This is a genomic window from Ramlibacter cellulosilyticus, assembly GCF_014297465.1.
GTDB lineage: Bacteria > Pseudomonadota > Gammaproteobacteria > Burkholderiales > Burkholderiaceae_C > Ramlibacter > Ramlibacter cellulosilyticus.
Genome location: NZ_JACORT010000003.1, coordinates 254,584 through 277,292 on the forward strand (window position 1 = coordinate 254,584; position 22,709 = coordinate 277,292).

At 71.2% G+C, this 22,709-nt stretch carries 25 protein-coding genes; 20 read left to right on the plus strand and 5 right to left on the minus strand.

Annotation, left to right across the window (positions count from 1 at the left end):
• Positions 1 to 122 precede the first annotated feature (122 nt).
• Positions 123 to 1,181, plus strand: a complete 1,059-nt coding sequence (locus H8N03_RS09875) for an alpha/beta hydrolase (RefSeq protein ID WP_187075991.1) — start codon at positions 123 to 125, stop codon at positions 1,179 to 1,181.
• Between the two features lie 130 nt (positions 1,182 to 1,311).
• Here H8N03_RS09875 and H8N03_RS09880 read toward each other — a convergent pair whose 3' ends face one another.
• Complete coding sequence (locus H8N03_RS09880) at positions 1,312 to 2,421, minus strand: chitosanase (RefSeq protein ID WP_187075992.1); 1,110 nt, start codon at positions 2,419 to 2,421, stop codon at positions 1,312 to 1,314.
• A 147-nt stretch (positions 2,422 to 2,568) separates the two neighbouring features.
• Between H8N03_RS09880 and H8N03_RS09885 the strand changes: the two genes are divergently transcribed.
• The 7 genes from H8N03_RS09885 (at position 2,569) to H8N03_RS09915 (ending at position 10,152) form a co-directional block, all read left to right on the plus strand.
• A complete protein-coding gene (locus H8N03_RS09885) occupies positions 2,569 to 4,062 on the plus strand; it encodes an amidase family protein (protein ID WP_187075993.1) in 1,494 nt (497 codons plus the stop codon).
• Between the two features lie 108 nt (positions 4,063 to 4,170).
• Positions 4,171 to 4,353, plus strand: a complete 183-nt coding sequence (locus H8N03_RS09890; RefSeq protein WP_187075994.1) for a hypothetical protein — start codon at positions 4,171 to 4,173, stop codon at positions 4,351 to 4,353.
• A 68-nt stretch (positions 4,354 to 4,421) separates the two neighbouring features.
• Positions 4,422 to 4,715, plus strand: coding sequence for a c-type cytochrome (locus H8N03_RS09895; protein ID WP_187075995.1), 294 nt, complete (start codon positions 4,422 to 4,424; stop codon positions 4,713 to 4,715).
• 86 nt (positions 4,716 to 4,801) lie between these two features.
• A complete protein-coding gene (locus H8N03_RS09900; RefSeq protein ID WP_187075996.1) occupies positions 4,802 to 5,638 on the plus strand; it encodes a peptidoglycan-binding domain-containing protein in 837 nt (278 codons plus the stop codon).
• 9 nt (positions 5,639 to 5,647) lie between these two features.
• Entirely contained in the window at positions 5,648 to 6,004 is a 357-nt protein-coding gene (locus H8N03_RS09905) for a translation initiation factor Sui1 (protein ID WP_187075997.1), read from the plus strand.
• Positions 6,005 to 6,091: 87 nt separating this feature from the next.
• Positions 6,092 to 8,122, plus strand: a complete 2,031-nt coding sequence (locus H8N03_RS09910) for a penicillin-binding protein 1A (RefSeq protein WP_187075998.1) — start codon at positions 6,092 to 6,094, stop codon at positions 8,120 to 8,122.
• The gene (locus tag H8N03_RS09915) at positions 8,119 to 10,152 is read left to right on the plus strand and encodes a hybrid sensor histidine kinase/response regulator (protein WP_187075999.1); all 2,034 of its coding nucleotides are present in this window, start codon (positions 8,119 to 8,121) and stop codon (positions 10,150 to 10,152) included. The genes H8N03_RS09910 and H8N03_RS09915 overlap by 4 nt, the downstream gene beginning before the upstream one ends.
• On the opposite strand, the gene H8N03_RS09920 is transcribed toward H8N03_RS09915, so the two are convergent.
• Positions 10,149 to 11,114, minus strand: coding sequence for a hypothetical protein (locus H8N03_RS09920; RefSeq protein WP_187076000.1), 966 nt, complete (start codon positions 11,112 to 11,114; stop codon positions 10,149 to 10,151). The two genes, H8N03_RS09915 and H8N03_RS09920, sit on opposite strands and share 4 nt — an antisense overlap.
• A gap of 94 nt (positions 11,115 to 11,208) precedes the next feature.
• On the minus strand, positions 11,209 to 11,805 hold the full coding sequence (locus tag H8N03_RS09925; protein ID WP_187076001.1) for a 3'-5' exonuclease: 597 nt from the start codon (positions 11,803 to 11,805) through the stop codon (positions 11,209 to 11,211).
• A gap of 118 nt (positions 11,806 to 11,923) precedes the next feature.
• On the opposite strand from H8N03_RS09925, the gene H8N03_RS09930 reads away from it, so the two are divergent.
• From H8N03_RS09930 to H8N03_RS09965, 8 genes are all read left to right on the plus strand, one after another.
• Entirely contained in the window at positions 11,924 to 12,904 is a 981-nt protein-coding gene (locus H8N03_RS09930; RefSeq protein ID WP_187076002.1) for a Bug family tripartite tricarboxylate transporter substrate binding protein, read from the plus strand.
• 8 nt (positions 12,905 to 12,912) lie between these two features.
• Complete coding sequence (locus H8N03_RS09935; protein WP_187076003.1) at positions 12,913 to 13,557, plus strand: glutathione S-transferase family protein; 645 nt, start codon at positions 12,913 to 12,915, stop codon at positions 13,555 to 13,557.
• A gap of 26 nt (positions 13,558 to 13,583) precedes the next feature.
• A complete protein-coding gene (locus H8N03_RS09940; protein WP_187076004.1) occupies positions 13,584 to 14,363 on the plus strand; it encodes a 2-keto-4-pentenoate hydratase in 780 nt (259 codons plus the stop codon).
• 8 nt (positions 14,364 to 14,371) lie between these two features.
• The gene (locus H8N03_RS09945) at positions 14,372 to 15,067 is read left to right on the plus strand and encodes a transglutaminase domain-containing protein (protein WP_187076005.1); all 696 of its coding nucleotides are present in this window, start codon (positions 14,372 to 14,374) and stop codon (positions 15,065 to 15,067) included.
• Between the two features lie 26 nt (positions 15,068 to 15,093).
• Positions 15,094 to 15,675 carry a putative pterin-binding protein gene (locus tag H8N03_RS09950; RefSeq protein WP_187076006.1) on the plus strand — a complete coding sequence of 194 codons (582 nt, stop codon included), beginning with the start codon at positions 15,094 to 15,096 and terminating at the stop codon, positions 15,673 to 15,675.
• Positions 15,676 to 15,792: 117 nt separating this feature from the next.
• Complete coding sequence (locus H8N03_RS09955) at positions 15,793 to 16,854, plus strand: L,D-transpeptidase family protein (RefSeq protein WP_187076007.1); 1,062 nt, start codon at positions 15,793 to 15,795, stop codon at positions 16,852 to 16,854.
• The gene (locus H8N03_RS09960) at positions 16,851 to 17,264 is read left to right on the plus strand and encodes a hypothetical protein (protein ID WP_187076008.1); all 414 of its coding nucleotides are present in this window, start codon (positions 16,851 to 16,853) and stop codon (positions 17,262 to 17,264) included. Before H8N03_RS09955 ends, H8N03_RS09960 begins: the two co-directional genes overlap by 4 nt.
• A 5-nt stretch (positions 17,265 to 17,269) precedes the next feature.
• Entirely contained in the window at positions 17,270 to 17,974 is a 705-nt protein-coding gene (locus H8N03_RS09965) for a M23 family metallopeptidase (RefSeq protein ID WP_187076009.1), read from the plus strand.
• Positions 17,975 to 18,033: 59 nt separating this feature from the next.
• Here H8N03_RS09965 and H8N03_RS09970 read toward each other — a convergent pair whose 3' ends face one another.
• Positions 18,034 to 19,254, minus strand: a complete 1,221-nt coding sequence (locus tag H8N03_RS09970; RefSeq protein WP_187076010.1) for a YbfB/YjiJ family MFS transporter — start codon at positions 19,252 to 19,254, stop codon at positions 18,034 to 18,036.
• 68 nt (positions 19,255 to 19,322) lie between these two features.
• Between H8N03_RS09970 and H8N03_RS09975 the strand changes: the two genes are divergently transcribed.
• A complete protein-coding gene (locus tag H8N03_RS09975) occupies positions 19,323 to 20,225 on the plus strand; it encodes a hypothetical protein (protein ID WP_187076011.1) in 903 nt (300 codons plus the stop codon).
• Position 20,226: 1 nt separating this feature from the next.
• On the opposite strand, the gene H8N03_RS09980 is transcribed toward H8N03_RS09975, so the two are convergent.
• Entirely contained in the window at positions 20,227 to 20,661 is a 435-nt protein-coding gene (locus H8N03_RS09980) for a universal stress protein (protein WP_187076012.1), read from the minus strand.
• Positions 20,662 to 20,761: 100 nt separating this feature from the next.
• Here H8N03_RS09980 and H8N03_RS09985 point away from each other — a divergent pair, with 100 nt between their 5' ends.
• Genes H8N03_RS09985 through H8N03_RS09995 form a run of 3 tightly spaced genes read left to right on the plus strand, consistent with a single transcriptional unit; the run spans position 20,762 to position 22,616 of the window.
• Complete coding sequence (locus H8N03_RS09985) at positions 20,762 to 21,229, plus strand: DUF2721 domain-containing protein (RefSeq protein WP_187076013.1); 468 nt, start codon at positions 20,762 to 20,764, stop codon at positions 21,227 to 21,229.
• A 58-nt stretch (positions 21,230 to 21,287) separates the two neighbouring features.
• Positions 21,288 to 21,899 (plus strand): FHA domain-containing protein, encoded by a 612-nt coding sequence (locus tag H8N03_RS09990; protein WP_187076014.1) that lies wholly within the window; start codon positions 21,288 to 21,290, stop codon positions 21,897 to 21,899.
• 15 nt (positions 21,900 to 21,914) lie between these two features.
• Complete coding sequence (locus H8N03_RS09995) at positions 21,915 to 22,616, plus strand: hypothetical protein (protein WP_187076015.1); 702 nt, start codon at positions 21,915 to 21,917, stop codon at positions 22,614 to 22,616.
• Positions 22,617 to 22,709: the final 93 nt, after the last annotated feature.

The window sequence follows — 22,709 nt, forward strand, 5'->3', positions numbered from 1 at the left end:
CCCGGCCGTGGCGTCGGCGTGCTAGGGAGAACCCAAGCCGCGCAGCATGCCTCTGCCATCGGGCAGGGGTGACATGCGCGCGCGCGAGGCGCAGACTGTCCTCCCCCTGCGAGGAGGTCCCCATGCTCGTCTTCACCAACCGCGACGTCGTTCCCGGGGCGGGAGCCTCGGCCTTCCAGCGCAGCTTCGCCCCCGGCGCCCGCCGCATCGGCGTGGCCGCGGCCGTGCGCGATGCCTCGGGCCGGTGGGACCTGTCCGGGATCGACGACGACGTCACGGAACGCGACGCCCTGGACCTGCTGCTGCCGCTGTTCTCCGGCGCGCGGCCGGTGCTGGTCTTCGTGCATGGCAACAGCCACACGCCCGTGCACACCTTCGGCCGCTGCCTGCAGCTGGACACCGAGTACAACGTGGAGGTCGTCGGCTTCTCCTGGGCTTCCGAAGGCTTCCTGTGCGACGGCAGCGCCTTGCCGCGCCTGGAAGGCGGCGACGCGCCGGTGGAGGAGATGGATCTCTCGGTCGTGAAGCCGGCGACGCGCGGCCAGGCCGACGCGCAGCAGTTCGCGCGCCGCTACCGCCAGGCCAAGACCAATGCGCAGGACTCCGTCGATGCGCTCGCGCATTTCCTGCGCATGGTCGCGACGGCGCGGCTGATCTCCAACGCGCGGCCGTACACGCTGGCCGCGCACAGCCTCGGGGCGCACCTGCTGCAGTACACGCTGGAGGTGCCGGGGGCGAGCGAGTCGGTGGCGACGGCGCAGAACGTGGTGCTGCTCGCGCCCTGTGCGCGCGCCGACGGGCATGCCGGCTGGCTGCACCAGCTGCGGCCGAAGGGGCGGACCTACGTGACCTTCAACAAGGCGGACAACGTGCTGTTCGGCGCCTTCGTGGCCGACGGCGGCAAGCAGGCGAAGCTGGGGGTGGACCCCGGCGCGACGCTGCTACGCGGGCCGGGCTTCCGCTACATCAGCTTCTCGAACGCGCAGACGGGGATGGGCGGGCATCGCTATTTCCTCGACGGGCTGACGACGGAGTCGCGGCGGCTGTTCTCGCGGCTGTTCCGGTCCGAGGCGGATCTGCAGGCGGGGGAGCCGGACCGGAAGGTGTATCCGGTCGGGTGCGATCCGGATGGGGCCGTCGGGTATATGGCGTTGCCGGATACGGGGCGGCTGGAGGCGTGAGCGCCGCCCGGTGGGGTTCGCTGACGCTCACCTTCCGCGGCTTCGCCGCGCCACCCTACAGGGGACCGGTCGCCCCCTGTAGGGTGGCGCCGCGCCAGCGGCGGAAGGTGAACGCAGTGAACCCCACCGATCACCCCTCGATCGTCAGCAACCGGTGGATCACCCCCGCATCCGCCACCCCCGTCTCCGGCAACTCGCTCGTGCGCTGGAACGCGCGGATGAAACGCGCCGTGCCGTTGCCGAAGATCCCGTCCGCGCGCACGTCGCAGCCCTGGTCCGACAGCGCGAGCTGCACCAGCCGCACGTCCAGCCCGCGCTGCAGCGGCGTGCGCACCGCGAGGTCGCGCGTGCCGGGCTGCGGGCCGTCGTAGCAGCCGGGCGGCAGCGCCGACAGCGTCGCGAGCGAGATCTCCTCGCCGCGCACCACCAGCGGCAGCGGCAAGCCCCAGGCGTCCAGCGCGATCAGGCGCTGGAACGCGTCCATGCGGTACACCGTCTGCCGCAGCAGCGCGTTCGGATGCGTCGCGAGCCACTCGCGCCGCGTGCGCACGTAGCGCTGGATCCATTCGTGCTCGCCCACCTGCTGCAGCGCGCCCGCGCTGGTGGTGCGATCGCGCAGCAGGCCCCAGGAGCCGTGCACCCAGCTGTCGTACACCACGGCGATGCCCAGGGGCGAGCGGATGCCCATGCGCGTGGCGGCGCGCACCGCGGGCTCCCAGTACACCTCGTCGAAGAAGGCGTCCTGCACGTCGCGCATGACGGGGTCGTCGGCACAGGCGCGCAGCAGGTTGTGCAGCTTCAGGTCCGTGTCGGCGGCCGCGCTGCGCGAGGCCAGGGCGGGCAGCCACGCGCGCAGGCGTGCACCGAAGCGCGCACCGGTGGTGGCGCAGTAGCGTTCGATGAGCAGGTGCAGGTTGCCCGAGCCGAGCGTGGTCTGCGCGCGCCCGTAGGTGAGCCGCCCGGTGTCGCCCGGCAGCAGCGTGACCTGCCCGTAGTCGCCGCGCACGGCCCCCGTCTCGAAGAGGTTCACGATCGCCTTGGCGGCCTGGGCCTGCGTGGCGGCGATCAGCGGTCCGGTGGCCCCGCGCGTGGCCGGCGGCATCGTGTAGCGCAGCACGCAGTAGCCGGGCAGGCCGGGGTCTTCGCGGCAGTCGACCACGTGGTGGCCGGTGCCCTCCAGGTCTTGCCTGCGCTCGCTGCAGTCGCTGCACAGGATGGTGGCGCTCAGGACTTCGCTCATCGACGTCTCCCAGGAAAGCTGCAGCCAGCTTAGGCCGCAGCGGGGAAGGCGCCATCTGCCGGATTGCATACCGGCCCGCGCCCCCGTGCACTGTGCACGTGCCGAGCCACGCCGGCAAGCGCGCGCTCATCCGCATAATGGCGGCGCATGACGACCCCGCCTTTCGCGCTGGAAGAAGCCACCGTCGACAGCATCCACGCGGCCTACCGTGCGGGCACGCTCACCACCATGCAGCTGGTGCAGGCTTACCTCGCGCGCATCGATGCATACGACCGCAAGGGCCCCGCGCTGCGCGCGCTGCTCACCGTGAACCCGAAAGCCCTCGAGGAGGCGGCGCGCCTCGACGCCGAGTACAAGGCGAAGAAGGGGCAGGTGGGCCCGCTGCATGGCATCCCCGTGATCCTGAAGGACAACTTCGACACGAAGGACATGCCCACCACCGGCGGCAACCTCGCCATGCGCGACTCGCGGCCGTCCGCCGATGCCTTCACCGTGCAGCGCATGCGCGCCGCCGGTGCGCTGATCCTCGCCAAGAGCAACCTGCAGGAGTTCGCGCGCGGCGGCGTGTCCGTCAGCAGCCTCGGCGGGCAGGTGCTGAATCCCTACGACCTCACCCGCACGCCCGGCGGCTCCAGCGGCGGAACCGGCGCCGCGCTCGCGGCGAACTTCGCCGTGCTCGGCACCGGCAGCGACACGGGCCAGTCCATCCGCTCGCCCGCGTCGGCCAACGCCCTCGTGGGCGTGCGGCCCACGCGCGGGCTCGTGAGCCGCGGCGGCGTCATGCCCAACAGCTTCACGCAGGACGAAGCGGGCCCGATCGCACGTACCGTGAAGGACGCCGCGTACCTCCTCGACGTGATGGCCGGCTTCGACCCGCGCGACCCCGTCACCGCGCTCGGCGTCGGCAAGGCGCCGGCCAGCTACGCCGCGGCGCTCGACGCGAGTGCATTGCGCGGCGCGCGCATCGGCGTCATGGGCAACCTGTATGGCAAGGAGCCGCGGCACGCGGAAGTGAACCGCGTGATGGAGCAGGCGATGCGCACCATGGAGGCGCAGGGCGCCACGGTGGTGCGCTTCAGCGTGCCCGGGTTCGACGCACTGGCGGCCAACGTGGGCACCGACCGCTGGGAAGCGCGCGCCGCCTTCGACAAGTACTTCGCCGAGCTCGGCCCGCGCCAGCCGGTGACCAGCTTCCGGCAACTCGTGGACAGCCGCACCGCATCGCCCGACATCCAGAAGACGATGGAAGCGGAGATCGCCATCGAGGACGGCCTGGCGAACGCGACGTACCGCGAGCGCATGCTGAACCGGGACAAGCTGCGCGTCCTCGTCGCCGCGAAGATGGCGGAACTGAAGCTCGATGCGATCCTGTACCCGCTGCAGCGCGTGCTCGTCGCGCCCGCCGGCCAGCCGGACCAGCCGGAGCGCAACGGCGTGCTTTCGCACGGCACGGGCTTCCCGGCCGTGACCTTCCCGGCCGGCTTCTCCACGCCGACGGCGACGGCACCCATCGGCGTGCCGATCGGCGCGGAGCTGCTTGCACTCGATTACACCGAGCCGCGCCTGCTCTCGCTGGCGTACGCCTTCGAGCAGGCGACGCACGCGCGCAAGCCACCGCAGAGCACGCCGCCGCTCGATTGAGCATTCCTCCCGCAGGGCCACCCCGAAAGGGCGAGGCACGCGCGCAGCGCCGGTGCTAAGTTTGCTTGCATGGCGCGGGACGGTGCGTCGCAGCCAGGGAGGAAAGACATGGACATCCTGCACGAGGAATGGGCCCAGGGCATCAAGCTCGCGCTCAAGGCGTACACGCGCGCCTCGGACGCCTATGCGCAGAACCTCGTCGCGCCTTCCGTGGCCTTGTGGGCGGTGCTCATCGCCGCCGGTGTCGTGCTGCTGGAATGGGTGATCGCCCGCCGGCATTCGCACGAATGACTTGACCTGCCGCAAACGGGGCGCGGCGCCGCGTCCCTAGCATGGCCTGCACAACCATGAGGTGCAGCATGCGTCTCCTCTTCGTCGCCCTCGCCGCCTTCGCGGCCACCTCGGCCCACGCGCAGGACACCAGCGCCACCCGCGGGCGGCTGCTCTACGGAAACCACTGCGTGGAGTGCCACACGCAGCAGATGCACTGGCGCGACCAGCGGCTGGCCCGCGACTGGGACACGCTCCTCGGGCAGGTGCGCCGCTTCCAGGGCATCGCCGGCCTCAACTGGGCCGAGGACGACGTGCAGGCCGTCGCGCGCTACCTCAACGAAACGATCTACCGCTTCCCGCAGGCCCAGGCGCAGCGCTGATGCACCATCCGGCAGAGGGCAAGGGCACGCGCGGCGCCTAGCATGTGCCCGCCTGCGCGTCGTACCGCGCGGCGCTGGAGGATGCGATGAGACTCCTGCACATCGCCGGCGGTGCGCCGGCCGTGCCCCTCGCCCGCGTGGGCGCCGATCCCGAACTCGCCGCCGACGTGCAGGCGCGGCTGGCCGCCGCCGGCCTGCTCGACCCGCCGGCCGACGGCCTCTTCGGGCCCGTGTCGCAGTGGGCACTGTCCGAATTCCTGGTCTTCTGGGGGCTCGCCGGGGCCTCGTCGCTCGACATGCACGTGGCCAGCGCGCTGCTGCAGGCCGACGCCGCGTTTCCCCTCGTCGCCGGTGACGACCTCGCGGGCGATACGGTGCGCGCGCTGCAGGCAGCAGGCCACTGGCTGTGCCGCCACCCGCGCGCGCTGAACATCGTCTACGTGGCCGACATGGGCCTGGACGGCGCACCGAGCGTGGACGCCACCTTCGGCGATGCGCGGCTGCTGCTGCGCGTGGACGAACGCGGCCGGCCGCAGCTGGCCGGCGCGTGGGAAGGCAGCCTGCACGTCGGCGGCCCGGGCGCGGTGCACGTGGCCTGCGGCCAGTACAAATCCTGGAGCGTGGGCCTGCACCAGGGCGACGCGCCGTACGACGCGCTGGTGCAGACCGGGCCGGTGGAAGCGCGCAACGCGAACGGCGCGGCGCTGGCCGGAGTGCTCGGCCTGGACCAGCACTGCGGCGACGACGATGCACGCGGCGGCCTGGGCCGCTGCAGCGCCGGCGGCCTGGTGGGGCGGAGCAAGTCCGGCCACCGCGAGTTCATGGCGATGGTGCGCAGCGACCCGCGCTACCTCGCGTGCAAGGGCTACCGCTTCCTCACGAGCGTCCTGCCGCTCGAGGCGGTGGCCGGCGCCGCTCCGTAGAATGCGGGGATGCGCAACACGGGAGGCGGCCTCGTCTATTCCACCGAAGGCGGCCGCATGTGCCCGGCGTGCCGGCGGCCGGTCGCGCAATGCACCTGCCGCCAGGCGGCGTCCGCACCCGCCGGGGACGGCATCGCGCGCGTGTTGCGCGAGACCAAGGGCCGCGGCGGCAAGGCGGTGACCGTCGTGCGCGGCGTCCCGGTCGACGCCACCGCGCTCCTCCAGCTCGGACAGGACCTGAAGGCCGCCTGCGGCAGCGGCGGCACCGTCAAGGACGGCTCCATCGAAGTCCAGGGCGACCACGTCGACAAGGTGATGGCCTTGCTGCAGCAGCGCGGTTTCAAGGCCAGGCGTGCCGGCGGCTAGTCGCAAGTCCTTACCGAATCAGCTGAACCGTCCGCTCGCGCCGGAGTCCTACACGGCTGAGCCTAAAGCACTACTAGATTCCAACGCATGACTCCGGCCCTCGTCCGGGCCCGCGCCTGGGCCGTCGACCACCTCCTGCGCGCGCGCGACCTGGCACGCCGGCACCCGGTGCGCACCGCGCTGCTGCCGCCGGCCCTGCTGCTCGCGTACGTGCTGGTCCTGATCCCCTTCACGCCGAGCATCTCCGACCTGCGCAAGGCCAGGTCCGAAGTGCCCACGGTGGTGCTCTCGTCCGACGGCATCGTGCTGGCGGAGTTCAAGCGCATCAACCGCGAGTGGGTGCCGCTGGACAAGATCTCGAAGCCGGTGATCGATGCGCTCATTGCCACCGAGGACCGCCGCTTCTACGAGCACCACGGCATCGACTTCCGCCGCACCGGCGCGGCGGTGCTCAATACCTTGCGCGGCCGGCGCGAGGGCGGCTCCACCATCACGCAGCAGCTCGCGCGCAACCTCTACCCCAACGAGATCGGCCGCTCCCTCTCGCTCACGCGCAAGGCCAAGGAAGCGATCACGGCGCTGAAGATCGAGGCGATCTACTCCAAGGACGAGATCCTGGAGACCTACCTCAACACGGTGCCCTTCCTGTACAACGCCTTCGGCATCGAGATGGCCGCGCGGACCTACTTCGACAAGTCCGCGGACAAGCTGGACGTGCTCGAAAGCGCCACGCTGATCGGCATGCTCAAGGGCACGGCCTACTACAACCCCGTGCTCAACCCGGAACGCGCCCGCGATCGCCGCAACACGGTGCTCGCCCAGATGGCGAAGTACGGCAAGCTGGACCCGAAACGCGCCGACCAGCTCGCCACGCGGCCGCTGCGGCTCGACTTCGAGCGGCAGGACCAGCAGGTGGGCCTCGCCCCGCACGCCGCTCAGCAGATCAGGAAGTGGCTGATCGCCTGGGCCGACCGCGAGGACTACGACATCTACGCGGACGGACTGGTGGTGCGCACCACCATCGACTCGCGGCTGCAGAAGGCTGCCAATGCCGCCGTCACCCGGCAGGTCCAGCAACTGCAGAACCTGGCGGACCGCAGCCGCCGCAAGGGCGAGGAAAGGCAGCTGCTGTCGGCGGGCTTCCTCGCAGTGGACCCGCGCAGCAACGAAGTGAAGGCCTGGGTGGGCAGCGCCGACTTCACGCAGGACCAGTTCGACCACGTCAACCAGGCGCGGCGCCAGCCGGGATCCACCTTCAAGCCCTTCGTGTACGGCGCTGCCTTCGCGCATGGCCTCTCGCCGCAGGACACCCTGGTCGACGAGATCGTCACCTACCGCGACAAGGGCGGCGCGCCCTGGACGCCGCGTGACGCGACGCCGCCCACGGGCCAGCCGATGACGTTGCGCGAAGGCCTCGCGCAGTCCCGCAACACCATCACCGCGCAGGTGATGGCGAAGGTGGGCCCGCAGAAGGTCGGCGAGCTCGCCTTCAACCTCGGCGTGCGCGACAGCAAGCTGGAGCTGGTGCCTTCGCTGGCGCTGGGCACGAGCCCGGTCACGCTGCGCGAGATGGTGACCGCCTACGGCACGCTCGCCAACAACGGGCGCTACCTGGGCGAGCCCACGCTGGTGTCGCGCGTCGATGACCGCCAGGGCCACACGCTGCTGCTGTTCACGCGGCCCAAGGGCATGGAGGTGCTGCCGAAGCCGCAGGCGCTGCAGATCGTGGACACGATGCGCGCCGTCATCGACGAGGGCACCGGCACCGCGATCCGCACGCGCTGGGGCATCCAGGCGGACGTGGCCGGCAAGACCGGCACGACGCAGGACAACACCGACGGCTGGTTCATCCTGATGCACCCGCAGATGGTGGCCGGCGCCTGGGTCGGCTACAACGACAACCGCGCGACCATGGGCGACGGCTGGGGGCAGGGCGCACGGAGCGCGCTGCCCATCGTGGGCGATTTCTTCGTGCAGGCGCTGCGCACGCGCGCCGTGGACGCGCGGGTCGAATTCGACCTGCCGCGGCCGCGGCCCAAGCCGCGGGAGCAGCCCCAGGACCCGGTGCAGGACCTGGTGAACGACATTCTCGGGCGGTTGATGCGCATGATCCAATGAGCGATTTCCGGGACAGCGCGGGGCAGGTGGCGGAGGCGCCGTCCCGGTACGACCTCGACGAGCTGGAGCGCCTGTTCCGGGACGCGCCGGCGGCGGTCGCCTGGCTGGAAGGGCCGCGGCACCTCTACCGGCTGGCGAACGATGCCTACCAGCGGCTCGTGGGCGAGCGCGACCTCGTCGGCCGCACGGTGGCCGAGGCGCTCCCCGAGATCGCGGCGCAGGGCTTCGTGGCGACGCTCGACAGCGTCTACGCTTCCGGGCAGCCCTTCGTGGGCAACGAGGTGCGCCTCCAGCTGCGGCGGCTCGCCGACGGCGCGCTCGAACCGCGCACCGTGGACTTCGTGTTCCAGCCCGTGCGCGACGCGGATGCCCGCATCACGGGCATCTTCATCCAGGCGACGGACGTCACGCAGCGCGTCGCCGCGCAGGTGGCGCTGGCGGAGAGCGAATCCAAGTTCCGCGCGATCACCAACTCCATCGACCAGATGATCTGGTCGACGCAGGCCGACGGCTTCCACGACTACTTCAACGACCGCTGGTACGAGTTCACCGGCGTGCCCTACGGCTCCACCGACGGCCAGGGCTGGAACGACATGTTCCATCCCGACGACCAGAAGCGCGCGTGGGCCGTCTGGCGGCACAGCCTGAACACGGGCGAGCCCTACCACATCGAATACCGGCTGCGGCACCGCTCCGGGGCCTACCGCTGGGTGCTCGGGCGCGCGCAGGCGGTGCGCGACGGCGACGGGCGCATCGTGCGCTGGTTCGGCACCTGCACCGACATCCAGGACATCGTCGACGCGCGCGAGGTGCTGAGCCGCTCGCGCGAGGAGCTGGAGCGGCAGATCGAGCACCGCACCCAGCAGTTGCTGCATGCCGAGGAGCAGCTGCGCCAGGCGCACAAGATGGAGGCGATCGGCCAGCTCACGGGCGGCATCGCGCACGACTTCAACAACATGCTGCAGGGCATCGTGGGCGCGCTCGACGTGATCCGGAAGCTGGAGCAGACCGGGCGTTCGGCGAACATCCCGCGCTTCGTGGACATGGCCATGAGCTCGGCGCAGCGCGCCGCGGCCATGACGCACCGCCTGCTCGCCTTCGCGCGCCAGCAGCCCCTGGCGCCGCAGCGGGTGGACCTCGTGGCGCTGGTGCAGTCGCTGCGCGACCTGGTGCGGCGCACGGCCGGCGAGTCGATCACGCTGCAGCTGGACCTGGCGGGAGACACGTGGCCGACCCGGTGCGACCCGAACCAGCTGGAAAGCGCCTTGCTGAACCTCGCCATCAATGCGCGCGACGCCATGCCCGGGGGCGGGCAGATCACGCTTTCCACGCGCAACGTGCAGCTGCCCGCGACGCAGCTCGGGCCCAACGAGGTGCTGGCCGCCGGCGACTTCGTGGAGGTGGGCGTGCACGACACCGGCACGGGCATGCCGCAGTCGGTGATCGCGCGGGCCTTCGATCCCTTCTTCACGACCAAGCCGATCGGGCAGGGCACGGGCCTGGGACTCTCGATGGTCTATGGCTTCGCGCGCCAGTCGGGCGGCTTCGCGCGCATCGAGAGCCGCGAAGGGGAAGGGACTTGCGTGGCGCTGCTGCTGCCGCGCGACAGCGGCGAGCAGGCGGTGGGGCCGGTGGTGGAGCCTGCACCCGAGCTGGTGGGCGGCCGCGGCGAAGTGATCGTGGTGGTGGAAGACGACGAGGTGGTGCGGATGCTCGCCGTCGAGACCTTGACCGGCCTGGGCTACCGCGTGCACGCGGCGGCGACGGGCCCCGAAGGTGCGCAGCTGCTGAACGAACTGGGTGCCGTGGACCTGCTGCTGTCCGACATCGGCCTGCCGGGCGGCGTCAGCGGCAAGCAGCTGGCGGACGCGGCGCGCGCGTCACGCCCGGCGCTGAAGGTGATCCTGATCACGGGCTACGCGCAGGAGGTGACGGACACCGACCTGCTGGCGCAGAAGATCGAACTGCTGAGGAAGCCGGTGCTGATCGACGTGCTGCTGCGGAAGGTGCAGGACGTGCTGAAGTCCTAGCTCTTCCCTGCGAGGGACGCGCCTGCCGCGCCCAGCTGCGCCAGCGCCGGACGGCTGCCCAGGTTGGCCGCGCGCTGCAGCCAGCTCACCGCCTGCGTGTCGTTCCTGGCCACCGAAGCGCCCTGCAGGTAGGCCACGCCGAGGAAGTAGCTCATCTCCATGCGGCCGTAGCGGATGCCTTGCTCGGTGGACTTGCCGCAGCGCTTCACGATCATCGGGATGTCGCCTTGCCCTTGCGCGAAGGCCTGCATCTCCTGCACCGTGCGGGACAGGTAGCGGTCGCGCGACTGCTTCGCTTTCGCCTTGTCCGGCAGGATCGCCACCAGCTCGTCGGCCAGGATGGGGAGCATCTCGAAAGGCGTCATGCCGCCGCGGGCACGAGGCGAGTACCAGGCGCGCAGCATCGCCTTGTCCAGCGGCTGCAGGCCTTCGACCTTGGTGGCGAAGTAGCTCAGCACGGTCGAGCCTTCCGGGTGGCCGCGCACGCCCATGACGTGCATGGACTCGTGGTACGCGCAGCGCCATTCCTCGCTCTCGCGCATCTGCATGGTCACGGAATCGATCTTGGTCTCGGCGCCGAAGTTCAGCCGCGTCTCGCAAGGCTGCGCTTCGCTGAGCTGGCTGTCCGGCACGATCTCGATGCTGACGTTCGCCTGCTGGGCGGCATCGGCGGCGTCGCTCACGTCGATGACCTTCAGGCCCGCTTCGGCGGCGACATCGCGCAGCGCCTTCAGCGTGTGTGCCTTCTTCGTGGCAGCGCTGGCGCCGTAGACGCGCACCTTCAGGTCCTCCTCCCAGCGCACGACCCGGGTCGCCGTGCCGCTCTGGTGCCACAGCACTTCCCACAGCGTGTCCATGCCCTGGTCGAAGGCTTCGGCACGGGACAGGGAAGGGAAGACGGCCGCGAGGGCGAGCAGCGCGGCGGCACCGGTCTTGAACATCGGGGTGGCTCTCCAGGACATGAACGCAGTAGGAGAGGGACTACGCGCGCAAGTTCAATCGTCGTACATGCATCTGCGATGCAGCGCGAATTGTTCCTGGCTGAGGCAGCTTGGCTCAGCCGGCCAGGCCCAGCGCCTCGTACACGCGCAAGGCCGCCCAGGCGTCGTTGGCGGCGTACAGCAGCTGCGACTCCGTCAGCCGGCGGTGCGCCCAGTTGGAGGTCGCCGCGCGCTTGGATTTCAGGTAGCGCTTGCCGAAGAGCACCGCGACCGCGGCCTTGACGCCCATCTGCCGGCGGTAGCCGCGCTCACGGAACACCGTGTCGAGGTCCAGCACTTCCTGCGGCTCGACACCGAGCTTGTTCACGATGCGGCGCCTGTCGTCGCGCAGGCCGAAGCCCGCCTTGATGATGCCGGAGCGCTCGAGCAGCTCGCCGGCGATCGCGCGGCAACCTGCGTCGTGCAGCTGGAAGATGAAGACGGCCTCGCGCGTCGCGAGCTGCACGATGTGCGGCCCTTCCGAGGCGACGCCGGCCTCGAAGGTGGGGCGGGACTCCGTGTCGAAGCCCCACACGGGCGCGAGCACGAGCGCGTCGGCCGCGAGTTCGGCCTCCGCTTCGGTGGCCACCACCGCGATGCGGTCGAGGCCGATGCGCTCGAAGGGCTCGAGGAGGGCGATCTCCTCGGGCGCCGGGAGGGACGGGGCTTGCATGGCCGCCAAGCATAACGGGCTGTCCGCTTGGCGACCGGGAACGGCGGAAACCCCTAGCGGCGCCGCCGGCCCGGCCCCCCAGAATGTTTGCATGCAACCCCGTCCCAGGAGAACCGCCATGTCCCGTTCCCGCGTCCGCCTGCTCGCGGCCGTGCCCGCCCTGCTGATCGCCGCCGCGCTGGCGCCCATGGCTTCCCACGCGCAAGGCGCCTGGCCGACGAAGCCGGTGCGCATCATCGTGACCTTCCCGCCCGGCGGCGCGCCCGACACGCTGGCGCGGGTGCTGGCGGAGAAGTGGAGCGGCCTGGGCCAGCCCATCGTGGTGGAGAACAAGCCCGGCGCGGGCGGCAACCTCGGATCCGACATCGTGGCCAAGGCGCCGGGCGACGGCCACACGCTGGTGGTCGGCACGGTGGGCACCCACGCGATCAACCCTTCGCTGTACGCGAAGATGCCCTACGACAACATCAAGGACTTCACGCCGATCAGCTTCCTGGCGTCCACGCCCAACCTCCTGGTCGTCAACAAGAGCGTGCCGGCCAACAACGTGAAGGAGCTGGTCGAGCTGGCGAAGAAGGAGAAGCTGTTCTTCGGTTCGTCCGGCAGCGGCACCTCGATCCACCTCTCGGGCGAGCTGTTCAACACGCTGGCCGGGGTGAAGATGCAGCACATCCCGTACAAGGGCCGCGCGGAAGCCATCCCCGACCTGCTGGGCGGGCGCATCCAGATGATCTTCGACAACATGCCCTCGGCGCTGCCCCTGGTGCAGGAAGGCAAGCTGAAGGCGATTGCCGTCACGAGCGCGCAGCGTTCGCCCGCGGCACCAGGCATCCCGACGATCGCGGAGTCGGGGCTGCCCGGCTTCGAGGCCACGTCCTGGTTCGCGCTGCTCGGCGCCGCGGGCATCCCGCGCGACGTGCAGATGCGCATCAACGCGGAGACGCTGAAGGTGATGGCCATGCCCGACGTGAAGGAGAAGCTCGCGAAGCTGGGGCTGGACCCGAACCCCGGCACGCCCGAAGCCCTCGCTTCGCTGATCCAGGCGGAGACGGCGAAGTGGGCCAAGGTGGTCAAGGAATCCGGCGCCAGGATCGAGTGAGGCCCGCCATGCTCACCCTGCACGGTTCCCCGATCAGCAACTACCACAACAAGGCGAAGCTCGCGCTGCTGGAGAAGGGCGTGCCCTTCGAGGAGCAGGTGGTCGACTTCCGCAACAAGGACGACGCGCTGTTCGCCAGTTCGCCGCTGGGCAAGATCCCCTTCCTCACCACGGAGCAGGGCTGCCTGTGCGAGAGCCAGGTGATCCTGGAATACCTCGAAAGCGTGCACCCGCAGCCCGCGCTGCTGCCGAAGGACCCGTTCGCGGCGGCCAAGGTGCGCGAGCTCGTCACCTTCCTGGACTGGCACCTCGAGATGGCGGTGCGGCAGCTGTATGGCGTGGCCTTCTTCGGCGCGCCGCCGCTGTCGGAAGGCAACCTGGCCCGCATCCGCCGCGAGATCGAGCAGAAGCTCGCCGGCGTGAAGCGCCTGCTGAAGATGGCGCCGTATGCGGCGGGCGACATCTTCACCATGGCGGACTGCAGCGCCTTCGTCGACCTGCCGCTCGCGGGGCTCGCCACGAAGACGGTGTATGGCGAGGACCTGCTGCTGGCCAACGGCATCGACTACAAGCCCTACCTGAAGTTCATCGGCGAACGGGCGTCGGCGCAGCGGGTGCAGGCGGACCGGAAGGCGGCGCTGGCGAAGGGGTGAGGACGCGGGCGCGTTAAGCTGCGCCCATGACCCCCGAACTCCTCCTCCGCCACCTCGACGACGCCACCCCCTGGCCGGCGGGCTGCGGCCTCGCGCTCGGCGAAGCCTACGAGCGTGCGCTCAGCGTGCGGCAGCTGCGCCTGCGTCGCGGCGAACAGCCGCGCGGCTACAAGATCGGCTTCACCAACCGCACCATCTGGGAACGCTACGGCGTCTACGCGCCCATCTGGGGCACCGTGTGGAACACGACGCTCACGTTCTGCGAAGGCGAGGGCGAACTCGCGCTGGCCGGCACCTGCCAGCCGCGGATCGAACCCGAATGCGTCTTCGGCCTGAAGGCCACGCCGCCGGCGCGCGCCACGCTGGACCAGCTGCTCGCCTGCATCGAGTGGATGGCGCCCGGCTTCGAGATCGTGCAGTCGCACATGCCGGACTGGAAGTTCACCGCCGCGGACACCGTCGCCGACAGCGGCCTGCATGCGCGCCTCCTCGTGGGCCGGCGCATCCCGGTGGACGCGAGCGATGCCGCCGCCTTTGACGCGCAGCTCGCCGCCGCGCGCATCCGCCTCACCCGCGACGGCCAGCCCGTCGACGAAGGCGTGGGTGCCAACGTGCTCGATGGCCCGCTGCATGCACTGGCGCATTTCCTCGGCGCGCTGCGCGATTGCCCCGGCGCCACCGACCTCCAGCCCGGCGACGTCGTCACCACCGGCACCTGGACGGATGCCTGGCCCGTGCACCGCGGCGAGCAGTGGCGCGCCGGGTTCGGCGCCCCGCTCGCGCCGCTGTCCGTGCGCTTCACCTGAGGGACGCCATGCAGCCTCCCTCTCCCGACCAGTGCCTGGCCGCGACGCCGCTCGTGGACAGCGACCATCCCGACGTGCGCGCCTTCGCGCAGCGCCATGGGCAAGGGGCCACGCGGCGCGAGCAGGCAGTGTCCCTGTACTACGCCGTGCGCGACGGCTTCCGCTACGACCCCTATCGCCTGGACCTCGGAGCGCAAGGCATGCGCGCGAGCTCGGTGCTCTCGCTCGGCTACGGCTGGTGCGTGACCAAGGCCGCCCTGCTCGCGGCCGCGGCGCGCGCGTCCGGCATCCCGGCCCGCCTGGGATTCGCCGACGTGCGCAACCACCTGTCCACGCAACGCATGCGCGACACCATGCAGACCGACGTCTTCATCTGGCACGGCTACACCGACCTGTGGCTGGAAGGCGCGTGGCGCAAGGCCACGCCGGCCTTCAACGTCGAACTGTGCGACCGCTTCGGCCTGCACCCGCTGGAGTTCGACGGCCTGCAGGACTCCATCTACCACCCCTTCGACAAGTCGGGGCAGCGCCACATGGAGTACCTCCAGGACCGCGGCAGCTACGCGGAGATGCCGCTCGAACGCATCGTCGCCGACTTCCGCGCGGTGTACCCCGGCTGGCTGCATGCCGCCGGCGTGCGCAGCGAGCTGCACGGCAGCGACTTCCTGCAGGATGTTGCGAAGGAGCCCGGCCCGGCCCTATGATCCGCGACCATCCTGGAGGAGGGTTCATGGACAAGCGACAGTTCCTCGGCGCCGCACTCGTCGGCGCGGCCGGCCCCGCGCTCGCGCAGGGCAATGCGGCGAAGGCCCTGAAGGGCCCCGCGCTGCTGACCGTCACGGGCGCCGGCGTGCGCGCGAACCGGGGGCCGTTCGATCCGATCCGCGACCAGATGATGGGCAAGCAGAAGCTCACCTTCACCAACGCGCACGCCTTCGACTTCGCCGCGCTCACCGCGCTGCCGGCGGTGCAGATCCAGCCCACGCTCGAATACGACAGCAAGCCGCACAAGCTCTCGGGCCCCCTGGTCACCGACGTCCTGAAGGCGGCCGGCGTGTCGGGGCAGGGCGGCAAGCTCGCCATGCGCGCCGTCGACGGCTACGCGCCGGTGGTCACGCTGGCCGACGTGGCCAAGTACCGCTTCATCGTCGCCACGCACCTGGACGGCCAGCCCATGCCGCTGGGCGGCCTGGGGCCGCTGTGGGCGCTGTACGACCCCGACCGCTTCCCCGACATGATGGCGAAGCCGGTCGACCAGCGCTTCGCCAACTGCCCCTGGGGGCTGTTCCACATCGACGTGCAGGCCGGCTGAGCCAGGCACCGGTTTCGTCGCGCGGCCAGCGGCGGCCGACTGCCGCCTTCGCTGCGCGACTACATGGCCGCGGGGGCCGGCGCGCTACGGTAGGGCAAGAAACAGGGAGACCCTGCCATGCCCCACAAGACATCCGAACTCCTGCGCGCGCTGGCACTGGTGCTGCCGCTCGGCATCGCCGCCGCCCCCGCGCTCGCGCAGGCCGCCACGCACTCCAAGCCGCAGGCCGCCGCGGCGAAGAAGTCCACGGCCATCGTGCCGGCGGGCTTCCCCGCGGACGCGGCGCAGCACGTGCAGCAGCTGAACGCGGACACCGCCACCCCCGAACTCCGGCAGGGTGACAAGGGTCCCGCCGTGATCCGCGCCCAGGTGCTGCTGGACCGCAACTGGTTCTCCGTCGGCGAGATCGACGGCAGCTTCGGCAGCAACATGAAGAAGGCGCTGGCTGCCTTCCAGGAAGCGCGCGGCTTGCCGGCCAGCGGCGTCGTGGACGCCGCCACCTGGCAGGCGCTCGGCCAGCAGTCGCCCGCCTTCGCGAGCTACGTGCTCACCGAGCAGGACGTCGCCGGTCCCTACGTGACGATCCCCAAGGACGACCCCGAGGGGCAATCGCAACTGCCCTCGCTCGGCTACCAGTCGATGGAAGAAGCGGTCAGCGAACGCTTCCACATGAGCCCGAAGCTGTTCGCCGCCCTGAACAAGGGACGCAACCTGCAGGCCGGCCAGTCCATCGTGGTGCCGGACGTCGGCCGCGCGGCCACGATGCCCAAGGCGGCGTCGCTGCGCATCGACAAGTCCGACCAGATGCTCTACATGATCGGTGGCGACGGCCGCGTGATGGGCGCGTTCCCCGTCACCATCGGCGGCCAGGAGTTCCCGCTGCCCGAAGGCGCGCTGCAGATCGTGGCGCAGGCGCCCAACCCGGACTACAGCTACAACCCCGAGCTGCTGCGCAACCCGAAGAGCGACAAGAAGGTGAAGCTGCCCCCGGGGCCGAACAGCCCGGTGGGCGTGATGTGGCTCTCGCTCAGCAAGGAGCACACGGGCATCCACGGCACCGCGGAACCGTCGCGGATGTCGCGCGCCGAAAGCAGCGGCTGCGTGCGCCTGACCAACTGGGACGTCGTGCGGCTGTCCACCGTCGCCGAGAAGGGCATCACCGTGGAGGTGCAAGCATGAAGACCTGGAGCCTGGCCCTGCTGGCGGCCGCGGCGGCGTTGTCGCTGCAAGCCTGCGATGTCACCGTGCACGACGCGTCGAAGGAGCAGGCGTCGTCGTCCGTGAGCGAACCGGCCCCCGCGCCCGCGCCGGCCGACACGACGAGCGTGGCGAGCAGCGAAGCGCCGCAGCCTGCGACGCAGCCCGCCGCGGAGGCGCCGGCCGCAGGCGCCTCGGCGCCCTCGGATACGACGATGTCGGCGCCGCAGCAGCCCGGCACGAGCGAGATGGGCGGCCCCGCCATGGGGACGGGCAGCATGCCCACCGACAACGTCGCCGCGGGCGTCGCTGCCCCGACGGAACTGGAGCGCTTCCTCCAGGAGCATCCGATCCGCGCCAGGTCGGGTGAGGGCGCGACCGCGAAGCAGTGAGCGCGATGCGCCGCGCCAGCTTGCTCCTCGCGTGCGCCCTGGCCGCGGTGCTGGCCGGCTGCGACCGCGAGGTGGTGACCACGGTCCATCCGCCGCGCCCGGACGTGCAGGAGAACACGGTGGCGCAGCCGCAGGCGCCGGAGCCCGCGCCGCCGCAAGCGGCCGTGCCGCCCGAGGCGCCGCCCGCCGTCTCCACTGCACCGCTGCCGGCGGTACGCGATGCGGGTGACGCGCAGGGCGCGCTGCTGCTGGCGCAGCGCCCGCTGGTGGTCCCCGTCGCGGGCATCGCCCCGAGCCGCCTCGCGGACAACTTCGAGCAGAGCCGCGGTTCGCGCAAGCACGAGGCGATCGACATCCTCGCGCCCGCGGGCACGCCGGTGGTCGCACTGGACGACGGCCGCATCACGAAGCTGTTCACGAGCAAGCCGGGCGGACTCACGATCTACCAGTACGACCCGGACGGCAAGCTGGCCTACTACTACGCGCACTTGCAGCGTTACGCGGAAGGCCTGCGCGAGGGCCAGGAAGTGCATCGGGGCGACGTGATCGGCTACGTGGGCAGCACGGGGAACGCGGACCCCGGCACGCCGCACCTGCACTTCGCCGTGTTCCGCCTCGGCGATCCGCCGAAGTGGTGGGAAGGGGAGGCGGTGAATCCGTATCCGGCGTTGAGCCGGGCCAAGGCGGCGGAGCAGGTGGCGGCGCGGTGAGTTGCTGGTAGCTCGTAGGCTGGGTTTCGCGCCAGCGAACCCCAGCGCTCCGCGAAGCGCTACGGCCTCCGCGCCATCACGACATACATCCCCGCTCCCACCACCAGCATCCCGCACGCGATCCACAAGGACCTTGCAAACCCCTGCGCCGCGTCCGCGCTGTGCGCCACCAGCCACGCCGCGAGCGGCGGACCGGCGATCTGGCCCACGCCGTACATCGCCGTCAACAGCCCCATGTAGCTCGTCGCCTGCCGCGGCCGCACGCGCCGCACTTCCTGCATGCCGAAGAAGGTGATCGCCGTGAACGGCAGGCCGAGCAACAGGCTGCCGATCGCGAAGCCCGCCAGCGTCGGGCTCACCAGGCTCGCGGCGACGCCTGCAGCCTGGATCGCGTAGCAGGCGGCAAGCCGCAGGCGCAGGTCGGCCGCCCGCAGCCGCGAAGCGACGATCGCCCCGACCATCACGCCGACACCGAACAAGGGCCAGAAGAGATCGAGCCACGGGGATCCGGGCAAGGCCTGCCGCGCGATCACGGGCAGGAAGGTCGCCGTGATGATGTAGCCGATCCCCGCCAGCCCGTAGGCGACCGTGAGCATCGCCATGTACCCCGGCCCGATGCGCTGCGTTTCCGTGGTCGCCGAGGACCCGTCGCCCGTCACCGCAGGCGCCGCCAGGCCGCGCCGCAAGTCGAACACCGCCCACACCGACGCACTCAGCCCCGCCGCGAGGACCGCGAACGTCGCCCAGCCCACGGCCGCCGGTGCCTCCATCGCCACCAACGCGCTCGCCGCGAGGCCGCTTGCCACGATGCCGGCGCCCGGCCCGACGTAGATCAGCGCGCCCATCGCGGGCACGCCGCGGCGCGCGAGCTGCTCCAGGCACCAGCCCGAGGTGTAGAGGAAGACCACCGCGCTCGCCACGCCCGCGAGGAAGCGCAGCACCGGCCATGCGGGCTCGACATGCAAGGCCATGCCGAGGGTCAGCAGCGCGGTCGCGACGAGGCCGGCGCGTACCAGCCGCGGCCCGTTCACCGCGGGCGAGGCGCCCAAGCGCCGCCAGATCCACGGCTGGAAGGTGCAGGCGAGCGCGCCCAGCAAATAGCCGAAGTAGTTCGCGCTGGCCAGCAGGCTCGCGCCCGCGAGCGTCACCGAGCGCTCCGCCAGCATCATCGGCAGCAGCGGCGTGAAGGCGAATCGGCCGATGCCCATGGCGACGGCGAGCGAGACGAGCCCGGCGAGGGCGATGGCGAGCGGGCGCGAGGGCGGCGGGACGGCGGACATGGGGCCGCGCAGTGTCGCACGGAGCGCGGTTCCGGCACTGCCGTGGCGATTGGCTACCATCTCGGCCCATGAAGATCATGCTCGCGCTGCGTCCCTGCAGCCCGGGGCTCGCGCGCCGCCTCGGTGCCGACGAGGCCCTGGCCAGGGCGCTGGGAGCCAAGGCGCATCCCGCCGTCGGTTTCCTGTTCCCCCGTTTTTTCGATGCGTCCGGCCCCGTGCTGCCGCGCCTGCTGGCGCTGGCCGAGGGCGAACCCGTGAGTTTCCTGCGCGACGTGCAGTGCACCGCCACCGAGCTGGAGGCCTGCAGCCACTTCGAGGCGGTCTGCCGCAGCACCGTCGGCCAGACGCGCGCCGACTCGAAGGCCACCATGGCGGCCTACCACCAGGAGACCCTGCAACCCACGGCGAGCCGCTGGGCGGTGCGCCTGCCGCAGCGCATCTTCCTGAGCAAGACGCTCGCCGGTGGCGCGCTGAGCCACGTCGACGAGTGGACCGGCGAGTACGTCCTGGGCGGCGACCTCGCGCAGGCCTTGCGCGCGAGCGGGCTCACCGGCTTCGAGCTGCGGCCGGTGCTGCATTTCAAGACCGGCGAGGGGCACGACGGCGGCCACCACCTGGTGGCGCGCGAACTGCTGCCCGCGGCGCTGGAAGACGCGACGACTTTCGAGACCTTCGACGACGGCCCGCGCCAGCCTTCGACGCCGCGCCGCTACGGCCTGCTCAGTTACGCGGAGGGCGCGCTGGAAAGCAGCCCGGACCTGGCCCGCACGGCCGAACCCTGGGGCGCGTGGCGCACCCCGGCGTGGATCGTGCGCCAGCGGGCGCGCGCGTGGTTCGAGGCGCAGCAGGTGAAGGGCTGGAAGTTCCAGCCCGTGCTCGCGGCGGGCAGCCGCCTGCACGCGGAGCACACGCAGCGCTGGCAGGACGTGCTCGGCCGCCTGCGCGGCGCGGGCGCGAGCATCGTCGCCTGACTTATCGGGCGACGAGCACCGGCACCGGCGACTCGGCCACCACCTTGCTCGCCACGCTCCCCAGCATCAGCCGCGCGATCCCCGTGCGGCCGTGCGAGCCGACGACGATCAGGTCGGCTTCGGCCTGCTTCGCGGTCTGCAGGATGCCGCTCGCCGCGGCCACGTCTTCGGCGAGGCGCGGCTGGAACGAGACGCCCGCCTGCTCGCACAGCGCCAGCACCTTGTTGTGCGCATCGGCGGCGTGCTGCAGGGCGGCCGACATGTAGGCCTGGAAACCGAGCGGGTTCGACTCGCCGATGCCGAGGTAAGGGTAGGGGTCCACGACGTACAGACCCGTGACGCTCGCGCCGTGCACCTTCGCGAGGTCGACCGCGAGGCGGGCGGCGTGTTCGGAAGCGGCGGAGCCGTCGGTGGCGAGCAGGATGCGCTGGAACATGGGGGAACTCCGTGAGGGCATGCGTCCATCCTGCGCCGCCCGCTGCGGGCCACGCTTGACCTGCATCAACGCGCGCGGCCGCGCGGACATAATCCGCGGCATGGCGTTTCCCCTCGACGGCTCCTCCATCACGCACGGCATCCAGCTCGCGGTCGCGCCCGTGTTCCTGCTCACGGCGGTCACAGGGATGATCGGCGCGGTGGCCGGCCGGCTCGCGCGCATCATCGACCGCGCGCGGACGGTGGAAGACCGCGCGCTGACCGGCACCTACCCCGGCGGCCCGGAGCTCGCCCACCAGGAACTGGAGGCGCTGCGCGTGCGGGGCAAGCTGTCCAACGCCTGCATCGCGCTGCTGACCACCTGCGCCTTCCTGATCGGCGTGACCATTATCGTGCTGTTCCTCGGCGAGACCAGCGGCATCCAGATCAGCCGCTGGGCGATCGGCAGCTTCCTGCTCGGGGTGGCCACCTTCCTCGCGGCGCTCCTGTGCTTCCTGGCGGAGACCTTCCTCGCCACGCGCATCCTGGACTTCCGGCTTCGTCCGCATGGCCGGGGTCCGACCGCTTGAAGCGGCCTGCCGCGCCGGGTAGCATGGTCCGGCCGCGGGTCGCGGTGAGGAGACCGGCATGCCGCAGCTGATTGCCACCGTCAAGGGCGTCGAAGTCAAGCACGTCTACCTGCACAAGGACCGCACGACGCTCGGCCGCAAGCCCGGCAACGACATCGTGCTGGACACCATGGTGGTGAGCGGCCAGCACTGCGCCTTCGACCTCGTGGGCGTCGCGGACGTCTACCTCCAGGACCTGGGCAGCACCAACGGCACCTACGTCAACGACCGCATGGTCAAGGAGCGCACGCGCCTGAACGACGGCGACGTGATCGCGATCGGCCCCTACCGCATCCGCTACCTGCAGGCGAGCGAGGAGCCCAGCACCTTCGGCGGCACGCAGGCCTTCATGCCGGACGCGCCGCAGCTGCACGCGAGCTTCACCGTCGAATCGGGTTCGTCCAGCGGCCTCGAGGTGCCGGTGGTGAAGGCGGTCACCACCTTCGGCAAGCCCGGCGTGTCCGTCGTCTCGGTCGCGCACCGCCGCGGCGGCTTCTTCGTCACCCACCTCGGCGGGGCCAGCGCGCCCCTGCTCAATGGCCAGGCGATGGGCAGCGACCCGGTGATGTTGTCGGATCAGGACGTCCTGGAGCTCGCCGGCACCCGGATGCGGTTCCAGCTGCGGGAATGAGGGTACGATGACTGCATGGGACTGATCGGACGGATCTTCGGGGGCAAGGGGAGCGAGGGCGCCGCCGCCCACTCCACGCAGTTCCACGAGAGCGAGCCCGACTCGTCCGACCAGGAAGGTTCGCGCAACGCGCCGCGGCGCGAGCTGGTGCAGGTGATCCTGCGCGACACCATGCGCAAGCACGGCATCCCTTCCGACTGGATCGAGTGCCGCATGCTGTCCACCGTCAACCGCGTCGGGCGCCACGGCCTGCACGTGAACTTCGTGGTCAAGCAGGCGCACGACCGCCTGCTCGCCTATGTCTTCGCCTTCCAGGACAGCTTCGAGCGCGAGCTCGCGCGCTTCGAGCCGCGCGCGCGCGACTGGCTCCTGAGCATCGGCTGGGAGTTCCAGGGCTTCAACGCCGCCGAGATGCCGGACCCGCGCACCTGGGCGCAGAGCGGCCCGGCGCCGCTCATGCCCATGCCCGGCCTGCGCGCCGGCGCGCTGAAGGGCTTCGAACCCACCGAGGACCCGCTGGCGGCGGATGCCGAACCCCCCAAGAGCGACGAGGACGTGCAGCGCGACCTGGAGGCGCTGTTCGCCATCCGCGACCAGGCTCTCGCCGATGCCGCCGGCCGGTCCACGCCGAAGGGCGAGGAGTTCGAGCCCACGCAGCCTTTCTCCGATTCTTCCGAGTCGCCCGACGCCGACGACCCCCGGGGTTCCAGGAAGTAGAACCTTCTGCTGTCGCGCCGTTGCCGCGCGCGGTGTATCCGCCCGCAACAGGAGCGCACACAAGCGACCGCCGGTCCGCACGCCATGACCGTC